Source organism: Auraticoccus cholistanensis (assembly GCF_009742705.1).
Lineage (GTDB): Bacteria > Actinomycetota > Actinomycetes > Propionibacteriales > Propionibacteriaceae > Auraticoccus > Auraticoccus cholistanensis.
The window spans coordinates 159,563-173,539 of the sequence record NZ_WPCU01000003.1; the positions used below are offsets into that span (position 1 = coordinate 159,563).

At 73.7% G+C, this 13,977-nt stretch carries 13 protein-coding genes; 10 read left to right on the forward strand and 3 right to left on the reverse strand.

Annotated elements, in window-relative coordinates; all coding sequences use genetic code 11:
• Window positions 1–6: 6 nt before the first annotated feature.
• The 8 genes from GC722_RS01750 (at window position 7) to GC722_RS01785 (ending at window position 9,443) form a co-directional block, all read left to right on the forward strand.
• The gene (locus tag GC722_RS01750) at window positions 7–1,983 is read left to right on the forward strand and encodes an ABC transporter ATP-binding protein (protein ID WP_156607395.1); all 1,977 of its coding nucleotides are present in this window, start codon (window positions 7–9) and stop codon (window positions 1,981–1,983) included.
• Window positions 1,980–3,872: an ABC transporter ATP-binding protein gene (locus GC722_RS01755; RefSeq protein ID WP_331714288.1), complete on the forward strand. Its 1,893-nt coding sequence runs from the start codon at window positions 1,980–1,982 to the stop codon at window positions 3,870–3,872. The genes GC722_RS01750 and GC722_RS01755 overlap by 4 nt, the downstream gene beginning before the upstream one ends.
• A 121-nt stretch (window positions 3,873–3,993) precedes the next feature.
• A complete protein-coding gene (locus tag GC722_RS01760) occupies window positions 3,994–4,755 on the forward strand; it encodes an ABC transporter ATP-binding protein (RefSeq protein WP_331714289.1) in 762 nt (253 codons plus the stop codon).
• Window positions 4,737–6,326, forward strand: a complete 1,590-nt coding sequence (locus GC722_RS01765; RefSeq protein WP_156607397.1) for a hypothetical protein — start codon at window positions 4,737–4,739, stop codon at window positions 6,324–6,326. Before GC722_RS01760 ends, GC722_RS01765 begins: the two co-directional genes overlap by 19 nt.
• 121 nt (window positions 6,327–6,447) lie before the next feature.
• Window positions 6,448–7,569, forward strand: coding sequence for a type III polyketide synthase (locus tag GC722_RS01770; RefSeq protein WP_197429686.1), 1,122 nt, complete (start codon window positions 6,448–6,450; stop codon window positions 7,567–7,569).
• Window positions 7,566–8,279: a class I SAM-dependent methyltransferase gene (locus tag GC722_RS01775; RefSeq protein ID WP_197429687.1), complete on the forward strand. Its 714-nt coding sequence runs from the start codon at window positions 7,566–7,568 to the stop codon at window positions 8,277–8,279. Before GC722_RS01770 ends, GC722_RS01775 begins: the two co-directional genes overlap by 4 nt.
• A complete protein-coding gene (locus GC722_RS01780; protein WP_197429688.1) occupies window positions 8,269–8,661 on the forward strand; it encodes a hypothetical protein in 393 nt (130 codons plus the stop codon). Before GC722_RS01775 ends, GC722_RS01780 begins: the two co-directional genes overlap by 11 nt.
• Window positions 8,652–9,443 (forward strand): nitroreductase family protein, encoded by a 792-nt coding sequence (locus tag GC722_RS01785; RefSeq protein WP_197429689.1) that lies wholly within the window; start codon window positions 8,652–8,654, stop codon window positions 9,441–9,443. Before GC722_RS01780 ends, GC722_RS01785 begins: the two co-directional genes overlap by 10 nt.
• A 15-nt stretch (window positions 9,444–9,458) precedes the next feature.
• On the opposite strand, the gene GC722_RS01790 is transcribed toward GC722_RS01785, so the two are convergent.
• Genes GC722_RS01790 through GC722_RS19090 form a run of 3 tightly spaced genes read right to left on the reverse strand, consistent with a single transcriptional unit; the run spans window position 9,459 to window position 11,691 of the window.
• Complete coding sequence (locus GC722_RS01790) at window positions 9,459–9,638, reverse strand: maleylpyruvate isomerase N-terminal domain-containing protein (RefSeq protein ID WP_197429690.1); 180 nt, start codon at window positions 9,636–9,638, stop codon at window positions 9,459–9,461.
• A gap of 55 nt (window positions 9,639–9,693) precedes the next feature.
• Entirely contained in the window at window positions 9,694–11,250 is a 1,557-nt protein-coding gene (locus tag GC722_RS01795; RefSeq protein WP_331714290.1) for an ATP-dependent DNA ligase, read from the reverse strand.
• A 3-nt stretch (window positions 11,251–11,253) separates the two neighbouring features.
• Window positions 11,254–11,691, reverse strand: coding sequence for a YdeI/OmpD-associated family protein (locus tag GC722_RS19090; protein WP_331714291.1), 438 nt, complete (start codon window positions 11,689–11,691; stop codon window positions 11,254–11,256).
• A gap of 173 nt (window positions 11,692–11,864) precedes the next feature.
• Here GC722_RS19090 and pdhA point away from each other — a divergent pair, with 173 nt between their 5' ends.
• Both pdhA and GC722_RS01810 read left to right on the forward strand, forming a co-directional pair.
• Window positions 11,865–13,004 carry a pyruvate dehydrogenase (acetyl-transferring) E1 component subunit alpha gene (gene pdhA, locus GC722_RS01805; RefSeq protein WP_156607403.1) on the forward strand — a complete coding sequence of 380 codons (1,140 nt, stop codon included), beginning with the start codon at window positions 11,865–11,867 and terminating at the stop codon, window positions 13,002–13,004.
• Window positions 13,001–13,975, forward strand: a complete 975-nt coding sequence (locus tag GC722_RS01810) for an alpha-ketoacid dehydrogenase subunit beta (protein WP_156607405.1) — start codon at window positions 13,001–13,003, stop codon at window positions 13,973–13,975. Before pdhA ends, GC722_RS01810 begins: the two co-directional genes overlap by 4 nt.
• Window positions 13,976–13,977 lie beyond the last annotated feature (2 nt).

Genomic DNA, 13,977 nt, shown 5'->3' on the forward strand with positions numbered 1-13,977 from the left:
CTTCTCATGCCCGCGGTCTCCACCGTCCACCCGTCCACCTCACCCGTGTCCCCGGACGACGACGCCCGCGAGGTGCGTCCCCGGATCGCACCCCGCCCGGCGCGGGTGCGGCACAGCACCTCGCTCTGGCGCCTGCGCACCTACCTCTACCCCTACGGCAGCCGCTACCTGGTGATGGCCGTGGCGGCGATCGCCGGCGTGGCGCTGTCGATGGCCATCCCGCTGATGACCCAGCGGGTCATCGACGGCCCGATCGCCCGTGCCGACCAGCGCGGCCTGCTCGTCCTCGGCACCGTCGCCGTGGCCATCGGGATCACCGAGGCCGTGGTGCTGTTCCTGCGGCGCTGGATCGTGGCGCTGGCCAACAACGGCTCGGAGCGGCTGATCCGCACCGACCTCTACGCCAAGCTGCAGTCGCTGCCGATGTCCTTCCACGGCCGCTGGCAGTCCGGCCAGCTGCTGTCGCGGATGATGACCGACCTGTCGATCATCCGGCGCTTCCTCGGCTTCGGGATGCTGTTCCTGGTCGTCAACATCGTCCAGATCGCCGTCGTGGTGGTGCTGCTGCTCAACCTGTACTGGCCGCTGGGCATCGTGGTGGCCCTCTCCATCATCCCGGTGGCCTGGCTCTGCCTGGTCAACGAGAAGCGCTTCACCCGGCTGTCCCGCAAGATCCAGGACGAGCAGGGTGACGTCGCCTCCGCGGTGGAGGAGGGCGTCCACGGGCTGCGGGTGATCAAGTCCTTCGGCCGCTTCGCCCACCTCTACTCCGGGTTCGAGCGCCGCACCCAGCAGCTGTACGAGACCTCGATGGACCGCGTGAAGCTGTCCTCGCGCTTCCTCACCTTCCTCGAGGTCATCCCCACCTGCACGATGATCATCGTGCTCGGCATGGGTGCCATCGCCACCGCGCGCGGCGACCTGACCATCGGCACCCTGGTCGCCTTCATCACCCTGCTGCTGTCGCTCATCTGGCCGGTGGCCGCGCTGGGCTTCCTGCTGGCGATGACCCAGGAGGCGATGACGGCCGCCGACCGGCTGGCCGAGATCCTCGACGCCGAGAGCCCGCTGGTCGACGGCACCAAGGTGCTCGAGGCCCCCCGCGGCCACCTCCGCTTCGAGCACGTGGGCTTCCGCTTCGACGACGCCGACCAGAACACGCTGACCGACGTCAACCTCGACATCGCCCCGGGCGAGACCATCGCGCTCGTCGGCGGCACGGGAGCGGGCAAGACCACGATGACCGCGCTGGTGTCGCGGCTCGTCGACGTCACCGAGGGTCGCATCACCCTCGACGGGGTGGACATCCGCGAGCTGCGGATCCGGCACCTGCGCCGACTGGTGGCCACCGCCTTCGAGGACCCGACGCTGTTCTCCATGTCGGCGCGCGAGAACCTGGCGCTGGGTCGCTCTGACGCCAGCGACGCCGACATCGAGCAGGCGATCGACATCGCCCAGGCGCACTTCGTCCACGACCTGCCGTGGGGGCTGGACACCCGCATCGGCGAGCAGGGGATGAGCCTGTCCGGCGGTCAGCGCCAGCGGCTGGCGCTGGCCCGGGCCGTGCTGGTGAACCCGACGGTGCTCGTCCTCGACGACACGCTCAGCGCGCTCGACATCCACACCGAGGCCCTGGTGGAGGAGGCGCTCAAGCGGGTGCTGGCCGACGTCACCGGCATCGTGGTGGCGCACCGCGCGTCCACCGTGCTGCTGGCCGACCGGGTCGCGGTGCTCAGCCAGGGCACCATCGTCGCCGTCGGCACCCACTCCGAGCTGCTGGCCACCAGCCAGGAGTACCGCGAGCTGATGTCGGCCGACTTCGACGCCGAGGTCGAGCTCGAGGAGTGCGGGAGCCGTCCCCACGCCACCGACGGGCACCGCTCCGGCGCCCGGCCGGAGGTCGACGGTGAGCAGCCGCCGGACGGCCGCGCACCACGCCACCCGGACCGCTCCGGCGACGTGCGGGCGGAGGTGGCCCGGTGACGACCACCCGCCCCGAGCGACGGCTGTCCCGTCGCGAGGCCCGCAGCCGGACCAGCCCGGCCGAGGTCGACCACACCGTCGACGCCTGGCGCGGTGTCAAGGCCGAGGGCCAGGACGACATCAGCGACAGCGGCTCGATCTTCCTGCGGCGACGCTCCTGGTCGCTGCTGCGCGACCTGGTCCGGCCCTACCACCGCACGCTGCTGGTGCTGCTGGTCGTGGTCGTGCTCGCCAACGCCGCCCGGCTGGCCCCGCCGACGCTGGTGCAGAAGGGCATCGACATCGGCATCCCGGCGCTGGTGGAGCGCGACTCCGCCACCCCGCTGCTGGTGGTGATGGGTGCGATGATCGCCGCCGTCCTCATCCAGGCCGCCGGCAACATCTACTTCGTCCGGGAGTCCGGTCGGGTGGGGCAGCGGATCCTGCTCGAGATCCGGCAGCGGCTCTACAAGCACTTCCACGTCCTCGACGTCGCCTTCCACGACCGCTACACCTCCGGGCGCGTGGTCTCGCGGATGACCAGCGACGTCGACGCCATCGCCGAGATGGTGCAGACCGGGTTCTCCGGGCTGATGACCGCGGTGCTGACCATGCTCGGCGTCGGCGTGCTGATGCTCACCCTGGACTGGCACCTCGGTCTGGTCTGCCTGACCTCCTTCCCGGTGCTGATGCTGCTGGTGCGCTGGTTCTCCCGCCAGAGCGCGATCACCTACCGCAGCGTGCGGGAGGCCTCGGCGGCGGTCATCGTGCAGTTCGTCGAGTCGATGACCGGCATCCGGGCCGTCCAGGCCTACCGCCGCGAGGACCGCAACGGCGAGATCTTCGACGACCTGGCCGACCGCTACCGCGACGCCAACGTCAAGGCCTTCCGGCTGGTCGCGATCTTCATGCCGACGGTCAAGCTGGTCGGCAACATCACCATCGGCCTGGTGCTGCTCTACGGCGGCTACCGGGTGCTGCACGGCGAGATGACGGTGGGTGTGCTGGCGGCCTTCCTGCTGTACCTGCGGATGTTCTTCGAGCCGATGCAGGAGATCAGCCAGTTCTACAACACCTTCCAGTCCGCCACCTCGGCGCTGGAGAAGCTCTCCGGCGTCCTGGAGGAGCAGCCCAAGGTGGCGCCGCCGGCCAAGCCGGTCCCGCTGCCCCGGGCCCGCGGTGCGGTGCGCTTCGAGGACGTGCACTTCGGCTACGGCGAGCGGCCGGTGCTGCCCGGGCTGGAGCTGGACATCCCCGCCGGCCAGACGGTGGCTCTGGTCGGCACCACCGGTGCGGGCAAGACCACCATCGCCAAGCTGATGGCCCGCTTCTACGACCCCGGTCGGGGGCGGATCACCCTGGACGGGGTGGACCTGCGCGACCTCGCCGACGACGACCTGCGGCGTGCCGTCGTCATGGTCACCCAGGAGAACTTCATGTTCGACGGGACGGTGGGGGACAACATCCGCTTCGGGCGTCCCGACGCCACCGAGGAGGAGGTCCGCGAGGCCGCCCGCGCGGTCGGGGCCGACACCTTCATCGACGAGCTGCCGCAGGGCTACGACACCGACGTGGCCAAGCGAGGCGGACGGCTGTCGGCGGGTCAGCGCCAGCTGGTCGCCTTCGCCCGGGCCTTCCTGGCCGACCCGGCCGTGCTGATCCTCGACGAGGCGACGTCCAGCCTGGACATCCCCAGCGAGCGGCTGGTGCAGCAGGCGCTGCAGACGATCCTGGCCAACCGCACCGCGGTGATCATCGCCCACCGGCTGAGCACGGTCGAGATCGCCGACCGGGTCCTGGTGCTCGAGCACGGGCAGGTGCTGGAGGACGGCTCGCCGCAGCAGCTGATGGCCCAGCAGGGTGGCCGCTACGCCGCCCTGCACGACGCCTGGGTGGAGTCCCTGGCCTGAGTCGCGACGCGGGTGGCGGCGGCGCGCGTGCCGCCGCCACCGGTGCGGCGTGAGGGACTCCGCAGCAGCTGCTGACAAAGATCACCGGACAGGGCCGCACCCCGCTGGTTGACTCGTGGCCGTGAACCAGATCGCGCTGTCCCTGCAGGGGTTGCACAAGTCCTTCGGCGCCAAGCTGGCCGTCGACGACCTGACCCTCGAGGTCCCCGCCGGGTCGATGTTCGGCCTGGTCGGACCCAACGGCGCCGGCAAGACCACCACGCTGTCGATGGCCACCGGGCTGCTGCGCCCCGACGCCGGCCGGGCGGTCGTGCTGGGCGCCGACGTGTGGAGCGACCCCGCCGCCGCGAAGGCCCTGATGGGGGTGCTGCCCGACGGCCTGCGGCTCTTCGACCGGCTCAGCGGACGCGAGCTGCTGCGCTACGTCGGCCTGCTCCGCTCGGTGCCGGCCGAGCTGGTCACCGCCCGCAGCGGCGAGCTGCTGGAGGCGCTGGGGCTCACCGAGGACGCCGACAACCTCGTCGTCGACTACTCCGCCGGCATGACGAAGAAGATCGGGCTGGCCTGCGCGCTGATCCACGCCCCGCGGCTGCTGCTGCTCGACGAGCCGCTGGAGGCGGTCGACCCCGTGTCCGGCGAGACGATCCGCGCCATCCTGCGCAGCTACGTCGCCGGCGGCGGCACGGTGGTGCTCTCCAGCCACGTGATGGAGCTGGTGGAGAGCCTCTGCGACACCGTCGCCGTGGTCGCCCAGGGACGGGTGCTGGCCACCGGCCCGCTGGACGAGGTCCGGGCGGGGGAGTCGCTGCAGCGCCGCTTCATCTCCCTCGTCGGCGGCCGTGAGCTCGACCAGGAGGCACTGGCGTGGTTGCGGTCCTCGTAAGGCTCAAGCTCGCGCTGCTGCGCAACACGCTGACCCGCAGCGTGTGGGCGCTGGTCGGCCTGGTGCTGGGCGGCCTCTACGCCCTCGGGCTGGTCGCGGCCGCCTACGCCGGCTTCGTGGCGCTGCGGCTCAGCGGCTCCCCGGAGCTGGTCAGCGGCGTCACGGTGATCGGCTTCTCCGCCGTCACGCTGGGCTGGGTGCTGTTCTCGGTGCTGGTCTCCGGGATCGACGAGACCCTCAGCCCCGCCCGGTTCGCGCTGCTGCCGCTGAGCGCCCGACGGCTCCAGCCCGGCCTGTTCGCGGCGGGTCTGCTCGGGCTGCCGGGGCTGGCCACCACCGTGGTGGCCCTGGGGCTGGTGGTGGTGTGGAGCCGTTCGGTCGGCACCGCGGTCGCCGCGCTGGTCGCCGTCGTGCTCGGCGTCGCCACCTGCTTCCTGCTGTCCCGGCTGGTCACCGCCGCGCTGGCCGAGCTGCTCTCCACCCGCCGCTTCCGCGACATCGCCGTGGTCGTTCTCGCGCTGTCGGGGGCCGGCATCGGCATCGGCGTCAACGTGGTCGCCGACTCCTTCGCCACCGGCACCAGCTGGACCGGGCTGCTGGGCCGGGTGACCGACGTGGTCGGCTGGACCCCGCTGGGCTGGGCGTGGGCGCTGCCGGCCGCGGTGGCCGAGGGCGCCTGGCTGGGCGCCGCGGCCCGGCTGCTGCTGGCCGTCGGGCTCGTGGTGCTGGCCTGGATCGGCTGGGGCCACTTCCTGCAGGTGCGGCTGACCAGCCCGCTGGAGGGCCAGAGCGGCTCGGGCAAGGTCCGCGGCGGGGCGGCGGTCGACCGCTGGTTCGGCGCCACCCCCAGGGGCGCGGTCGCCGCCCGCTCGCTGCGCTACTGGCGCCGCGACCCCCGCCACCTGGCCAACCTGGCGGCCCTGGTGGTGCTGCCGGTGCTCGTCGTGGTCATGCAGCTCACCCAGGACGCGCCGAACGAGCTGGTGGTGGTCTTCTCGCCGCTGCTGGTGGCCTTCCTGCTCGGCTCGGTGCTGGCCATGGAGCTGGCCTACGACGGCTCGGCGCTGGCCCTGCACATCCACACCGGGCTGCGGGGCTCCGACGACCGGCTGGGACGGCTGATGGCCGCCGGCACGCTGGTGGTGCCCGCGCTGGTGGTCATCAGCGTGGCCTGCGTGGCCATCGCCGGCCGCTGGGACCTGCTGCTGGCCGTGCTCTCGATGACCCTCGGCGCCGCGGTCGTCATCGCCGGCGTCTCCAGCTGGATCAGCGTGTTCTGGCCCGGGCACGCGCCGCCGCCCGGGGCCAACCCGTTCGGCAAGGGCTCCAGCGGCGGCTTCGAGGCCCTGCTCTCCTTCACCGTGGTCACCGGCATCTCCTTCGTGGCCTCGCTGCCGGTGCTCGCCGCCGGGATCGGCTCGCTGTGGATCGGCTGGCTGCAGTGGGTGGCCCTGCTGCTGGCCGTCGGGATCGGCGGGGTGGCGCTGTGGCTCGGCGTGCGGGTCGGCGGCCGGGCCCTGGACCGGCGCTGGCCCGAGGTGCTGCGCAGCGTCACCGCCCTGGACGCCTGAGCCGACCCGCTCCGGCAGGCTGGGGTCCGCGTGGCAGCATGACCGTGGGCGGCGGCCGGGTCGCCCACCGGGAGGACGTCCCCGCCCGGAGAGAGGCGTCGATGCGAGCAGCGGAGCAGCGGTGACCGCGGCCGTCCACGCCATCGCCACGGCCGTCCCGCCGACGGTCCTCGCCCAGGACCGCGCCCGCGACGTGCTCGCGGGCCAGCCCGGACGCAGCCGGCTCGGCGAGCGCCGGCTGCGGGCCGCCTTCGACGCCTCCGGCATCGACACCCGCCACACCGTGCTGGCCGAGCTGGTCGACACGGGGGCGGGCACCGGCACGGCGTTCGTGGGCCCGGACGGCACCCTGCTGCGGCCCTCCACCGGTGTCCGCAACGCCCGCTACGTCGAGCACGTCCCCGACCTGGTGCTGCAGGCGGCGCGCCGGGCCCTGGAGCAGGCCCCGGGTCTGGCGGCGTCCGACGTCACCCACGTGGTCACCGCCTCCTGCACCGGCTTCTTCGCCCCCGGCCCCGACCACGTCCTCGTCCGCGACCTCGGCCTGCCACCCGCCACCGAGCGCTTCCACCTGGGCTTCATGGGCTGCTACGCCGCCTTCCCCGCGCTCCGGACGGCGCGGGCGCTGTGCGCCGCCGACCCGTCGGCGGTGGTGCTGGTGGTCTGCGTCGAGCTCTGCACCCTGCACGTGCACGCCGGTGACGACGTCGACACCGTGGTCGCCGCCTCGGTCTTCGGCGACGGCGCCGCCGCCGCGGTGGTGACCGCCCGCCCGCCGGCGCCCGGGGCGACCGTCCTGGAGCTGACCGGGTTCGCCTCCACGGTGGTCACCACCGGCGAGGACGAGATGGCCTGGACCATCGGCGACCAGGGCTTCGACATGGTGCTGACCGGGGCGGTGCCCCGGCTGGTCGAGCGGCACGTCGCCGCGGCCCTGGAACCGCTGCGGACCCGGCTGCCCGGCATGGCCGGGCCCTGGTCCGACGTGCCCGGGTGGGCCGTGCACCCCGGTGGGCGCAGCGTGCTGGACCGGGTGCAGCACGCCCTCGGTCTCGACGAGCACCAGCTCGCGCCGTCGCGGCGGGTGCTGCGCGAGCACGGCAACATGTCCAGCGCCACCGTGCTCTTCGTGCTGGCCGAGCTGCTGGCCGACGCCGACCAGCCGGGGCCGGTCTGCGCGATGGCCTTCGGTCCTGGGCTGACCGTGGAGACCGCCCTGCTGACCCGTCGGGTGGTCCGGTGAGCTGGGGCAGCGGCCGCGCCACCGGCCTGTCGGAGGTGATGGACGACCCCGGCGCCGACCTGGTGCTGCTGGAACGCACCTACGGCCACTTCCGGGTGGTCAACGCCCTGCTGGCCGGGTGGCGGCGGGTGTACCGGCGGGAGATCCGGCCGCGGCTGAGCCCGGGGCGGACCAGCACGCTGCTCGACGTCGGCTGCGGCGGCGGCGACCTGGCCCGCCGGCTCGCCGGCTGGGCCCGCGCGGACGGCCTGCTGCTGGAGGTCACCGGCGTCGACCCCGACCCCCGCGCGCACGCCTGGGCGACCCGGCTGCCGCCCGTGCCGGGGGTCCGGTTCGAGCGGGCCGACAGCGCCTCGCTGGTCCGGCAGGGTCGTCGCTTCGACCTGGTGATGAGCAACCACCTGCTGCACCACCTGGACGACGAGCAGGTCCGCGACCTGCTGGCCGACAGCGAGCGGCTGGCCCGGCGGGCCGTGCTCCACGGCGACCTCGAGCGCAGCCGGCTGGCCTGGCTGGTGTGGACCGTGCTCGCGCTGCCGTTCGCGCGGCGCTCGCTCGTCCACCACGACGGGCGGATCTCGATCCGGCGCAGCTTCCGAGCCGCCGAGCTGGCCCGGCTCGCCCCCGCCGGCTGGTCGGTGCGTCGCGGCGTCCCCTTCCGGCTGCTGCTGGTCCGCGACCTCGGGGCGGAGGACGACGATGAGCGCTGAGCTGCCGGACGGCGGACGCCGGCTGGCGCGGCTGGTGGCCGTGGCTGCCACGTCCTACACCGTCAGCTGCCTGCTCGGGGTGGGGCTGCGCACCGGCCTGCTCCGCGACCCGCGGCTGCGCTGGATCCACCACGCCGGCTACATCAGCACGGTGTCCACCACCGGGGCCGCGGCCACCGCGGCGCTGGCGACCCGCAGCCCGACCGGCTGGCCGCTGCTGCCGGCCCTGGCCGGGCTGGCCGCGCTGTCCCGGGTGAGCACCCGGAGCCGGCGCCACCCCCTGGTGGCGCTCAGCCTGCTGCCCTGCTACCTGGCCAGCGCAGGTCTGGCCGCCCGGACCCGCCGTCGCGCGGGGCGAACCGAAGGAGTGACGTGGAGCTGATCGAGGCGATCCGACGCCGCCGGACCACCAACGGGCCCTTCCGACCCGACCCCGTCAGCGAGGAGCACCAGCGGCTGCTGGTCGAGGTCGCCGGCCGGGCGCCGTCCCAGCTGAACAGCCAGCCCTGGCGCTTCTGCCTGACCGAGCGCCGCGAGACCATCGAGCAGGTGGCCGCCATCAGCGGGGCCAGCATGACCGAGGCCATGTCCAACGGCACCTTCTTCGAGCGGTACCGCCGCTACTTCCGCTTCTCGGCCGAGGAGATGGCCGAGCGGCGCGACGGGATGCTCTTCGACCGGCTGCCGGCCCCGCTGCGGCCCTTCACCAAGCAGGTGTTCACCCCCAACGGGCAGAAGCTGATGAACCGGTTCCGGGTGCCGCAGACGCTGGGGGAGGAGAACCGCAAGCTGGTGGCGTCCTCGCCGCTGCTGATGGCGGTGATGCTGGACCGGGCGGAGTACCGCACCGGGGAGCTGTCGTCGTTCTACTCGGTGTTCAGCATGGGCGCGGCGATGGAGAACCTGTGGCTCACCACCGTCGAGCTCGGCCTGGGGATCCAGTTCGTCTCCTTCCCGATGGAGGTGCCGGGGCAGTGGGACAAGCTGGTGGAGCTGTTCGCCGTCCCCGACGAGCTGGAGCTGATGGCCGTCTACCGGATCGGCTACGTCCCCGAGGACCAGCGCCGCCCCAAGATCGACTGGTCCAGCCACGAGCGCAAGCTGCCCTCGCAGTACGTCTTCCGCGACACCTGCGCCCAGCCGCAGCAGGGCTGGGACGGCTGACCGACCACTTCCCGATCAGGGTCGGGGGCGGGGCGGCGGGGTCCAGCTGGGGTCGCGGCCGGACAGGGCGAGGGTGCGGGCCAGCAGGCCGGCCACGTCGTAGTCCGGGCACGGTGTCGGGGCGGTCAGCGCCTCGTCGCCGACCCCGGCGAGCAGCCGGGTGAGCTCTCGGGTCTGGGCGGTCAGGTCGGGCACAGCTCCTCCTCGGACGCGGGTCTCCACAGGGGTGGACCCGCCACCGCGGCAGAACTCATCGCCCAGCGGCCAGCGCGCGGACCGTGTCGACGGTGTCGGCCTCGTCGGCGGTCTTGTCGTCGCGGTAGCGCAGCACCCGCGCGAACCGCAGCGCCATCCCGGCGGGGTAGCGGGTCGAGCGCTGGACGCCGTCGAAGGCGATCTCGACCACCTGCTCGGGCCGCAACGGCACCACCCACGGCCCCCGCTCCACCACCCACGGGCTGTCCTCGACCGCCAGCGAGCGGAACCGCTCGGTCTGCCAGGCCAGCATCTCGTCGGTCATCCCCTTGAAGGTCTTGCCCAGCATCACGAACCCGCCCGTCCGGGGGTCGCGGGCGCCCAGGTGGATGTTGGACAGCAACCCGCTGCGCCGCCCGCTGCCGTGCTCCACGGCGAGCACCACCAGGTCCACGGTGTGGCGGGGCTTGACCTTGACCCACGCCCCGCCGCGCCGGCCCGCCTCCCAGCGGCCGGTGCTGGCCTTGACCACCACGCCCTCGTGCCCGGCGGCCAGCGCGTCGGCGGAGAACCGGGCGGCCTCCTCGGCGTCGGCGGTGACGAGCCGTGGCACCACCAGGTCCCCGGCCACCTCGGCCAGCTGGGCGGCCCGCTCGGTGGCGGGGGCGTCGAGCAGGTCGGTGCCGTCGCGGTGCAGCAGGTCGAAGAACCAGCAGCCGAGCCCCTGGCCCTGGCCGGCGGTCTGCTCGCGCTGGTGCCGGGCGGCCAGCGAGGCGCTGTCCTGGAAGGCGACGGCCCGGCCGTGCTCGTCGACGGCGAGGGCCTCGCCGTCCAGCACCAGCCGCTCGCCCGGGAGCTGGCGGACCGTGGCCACCACCTCCGGCACCCGGGCGGTGATCTCGTCCAGGCTGCGGCTCCACACCCGCACCTCGTCGCCGGCGCGGTGCACCTGGATGCGGATGCCGTCCAGCTTGGCGTCCACCAGCCACGGGGGGTCGAGCCCCGCCAGCGCGGACTCCAGGTCGGGTGCGGAGGCGGCCAGCATCGGGCGGAGCGGACGCATCAGCTCCAGCCCGAAGGCCTGCAGCGCGGCGGCGCCGCCGGTGTGCGCCGCCACCGCGACCGAGGCCAGCGAGCCGCCCAGCATCGCCGCCCGCCGGACCAGGTCCAGCGGCAGCTGGTGGGCTGCCGCGACGGCGTCGAGCACGACCCCGTCGAGGGCGCCCTGGCGCAGCTCGCCGGTCAGCAGCCGCCGCAGGAAGGACTGCTCCTCGGCGGTGGCCGCCCGCATCAGCGCGTGCAGCCGGTCCCGGCGGCGCCCCGCCGAGCCGGGGCCGGAGTCCTGCTCGAGGGCGTCCAGCGCCCGGTCGACGTCGAGGACGCCCAGCGAGGGCTGGTCGGCGGGGGCGGGCAGGTCGGTCAGCGAGCGCCAGCCCACCCCGGTCCGCCGCTGCCGCGGGGTGCCGGCCAGCCACGCCGCGACCAGTCCGACCTCGTCCTCCCCGGCCCGGGTCAGCAGGCCGGCGATGGCGTCGCGCTTGGCCGTCCGCGAGCGGGTGGCGGCGACCGCCGCCGTGGTCGTGACGACGTCGTCGAGGGTGAGGGCGGCCACGGCTCAACCGGCCAGCGCGGCGACGACGGCCTCGACCCGTCGCAGCCGGGTGGCCTCGGTCCTGGCGCCCTCGACCTGCAGGACGTGGCGTCGCTGGTGGCTGTAGGAGAGCGCCGAGAACGCCTCGGTGAGGCCGGCGCGCTGCAGCGCCCGCGCCAGGTCGTCGGGCACCTCGACCTCGCGTGGGGCGGTGTCCAGCTCGAGCTCCACCTCGACCGTGTCCCCGGCAGCCACCCCGGCCGCGGTCCGGTTCTCCGCACTCAGCGGCAGCATGAAGCGTCCGCCCATCACGGCCACGGTGCTGCGGTAGCGGTGCCCCCCGACGGCGACCGTGACCGCCGGGCGACGGCCGCTCCCCAGCGCCTCGACCGCCTCGGCGGGCACCTCGAGACCCGTGGCCGTCCGGCCGCTCAGCTCCACCACCGTCGTGAAGGTCACCACGCCGTGATCATGCCACTGCGCCGCCCCGCCAAGTCCTCGGGCGTCCTGCTTTTCTGGCCACCAGCCGGAGCCGGGGCTACCGTGACCTGACGGCGACGCAGCCACCCTGCGCCGACGCGGCACCGCGACCGGCACACCTCCCGGGGTGCCCCACCCAGGCGAAAGGACAGTCGTTGAGCCCCACCACCGCCGACGAGACCGATCTCGTCCAGCTCCTCACCCCGGAGGGCGAGCGGGTCCAGCACCCCGACTACCAGTTCGACGGCGACGACGCCGAGATCGCGGGCTACCTGCGCGACATGGTCCTGGGTCGCCGCCTCGACACCGAGGCCACCGCCCTGCAGCGGCAGGGCGAGCTGGGCCTGTGGGCCTCGCTGCTCGGCCAGGAGGCCGCCCAGGTGGGTTCCGCCCGCGCCCTCGGACCCAACGACGTCGTCTTCCCCAGCTACCGCGAGCACGCGGTGGCGCTGTGCATGGGTGTCGACCCGGTCGACCTGCTGGGGCTGTTCCGCGGCGTCGACCTCGGCGACTGGGACGCCGAGGGCACCCGGTTCCGCAACTACACCCTGGTGATCGGCTCCCAGACGCTGCACGCCACCGGCTACGCGATGGCGCTGGAGCGCGACGGCATGGTCGGCAACGGCAGCGCGGAGCAGGACGCGGCGGTGGTGGCCTACTTCGGCGACGGGGCCACCAGCCAGGGCGACGTCAACGAGTCCTTCGTCTTCGCCAGCTCCTACAACGCCCCGGTGGTCTTCTTCTGCCAGAACAACCAGTGGGCGATCTCGGAGCCGATGAGCCGGCAGTCCCGCATCCCGCTCTACCGGCGGGCCAGCGGCTTCGGCTTCCCCGGGGTGCGGGTCGACGGCAACGACGTGCTGGCGGTCCGGGCGGTCACCGAGCGGGCGCTGGACCGGGCCCGCAACGGCGGCGGCCCCACCCTGGTCGAGGCCTACACCTACCGGATGGGCGCCCACACCACCTCCGACGACCCCAGCAAGTACCGGCTCGCCGACGAGCTGGAGACCTGGCGGCTGCGCGACCCGATCGAGCGGGTCAAGGCGCTGCTGCGGACGTCCGGGGCGGCCGACGAGCGGTTCTTCGCCGACCTCGCCCAGGAGGCCGACGACCTGGCCGCGGACCTGCGCCGGCGCTGCCTGCAGCTGCAGGCCCCCGACCTGCACGCGATGTTCGCCGACGTCTACGCCGAGCAGACCGACTACCTGACCGCCCAGCAGCAGACCTTCCGCGAGTACGTCGACAGCTTCGAGACCGGGGCGGACCAGCAGAGCACGACGGAGGTGTCGCGATGACGCGGATGACGCTGGGCAAGGCCCTCAACGCCGGGCTGCGCCGGGCCCTGGAGGCCGACCCCAAGGTGCTGCTGGCCGGTGAGGACATCGGCAAGCTCGGCGGGGTCTTCCGCATCACCGAGGGGCTGCAGAAGGACTTCGGCGAGCACCGGGTGATCGACTCCCCGCTGGCCGAGTCCGGCATCGTCGGCACCGCGGTCGGCATGGCCATGCGCGGCTACCGGCCGGTGGTCGAGATCCAGTTCGACGGCTTCGTCTACCCCGCCTACGACCAGATCGTCACCCAGCTCGCCAAGTTCCACTTCCGCACCCGCGGCCGGCAGCGGCTGCCCGTGGTGATCCGGATCCCCTACGCCGGCGGCATCGGCGCGATCGAGCACCACAGCGAGTCGCCCGAGGCGTACTTCGCCCACACCCCCGGGCTGAAGGTGGTCACCTGCGCCACCCCGCACGACGCCTACTGGATGATCCAGCAGGCCATCGCCTCCGACGACCCGGTCGTCTTCCTCGAGCCCAAGCGCCGCTACCACGACAAGGGCGAGGTGGACGAGTCCGCCTCACCGCTGCCGCTGCACCAGGCGCAGGTGGTGCGCCCGGGCCGTGACGTCACCCTGCTCGCCTACGGACCGATGGTGCGCACCTGCCTGGACGCGGCCGCCGCCGCGGAGGAGGAGGGCCGCGACCTCGAGGTCGTCGACCTGCGGACGCTGTCCCCGCTGGACACCGCCACGGTGGTGGCCTCGGTGCAGCGGACCGGGCGCGCCGTGGTGGTGCACGAGGCCCAGCAGAACCTCGGTCTGGGCGCGGAGCTCGCCGCCCGGATCAGCGAGCACTGCTTCTACAACCTCGAGGCCCCGGTGCTGCGGGTGGCCGGCTACGACATGCCCTACCCGCCCAGCCGGGTGGAGCACCAGTACCTGCCCGACCTCGACCGGGTGCTCGACGCGGTCGACCGCTCGATGGCCTACTGAGG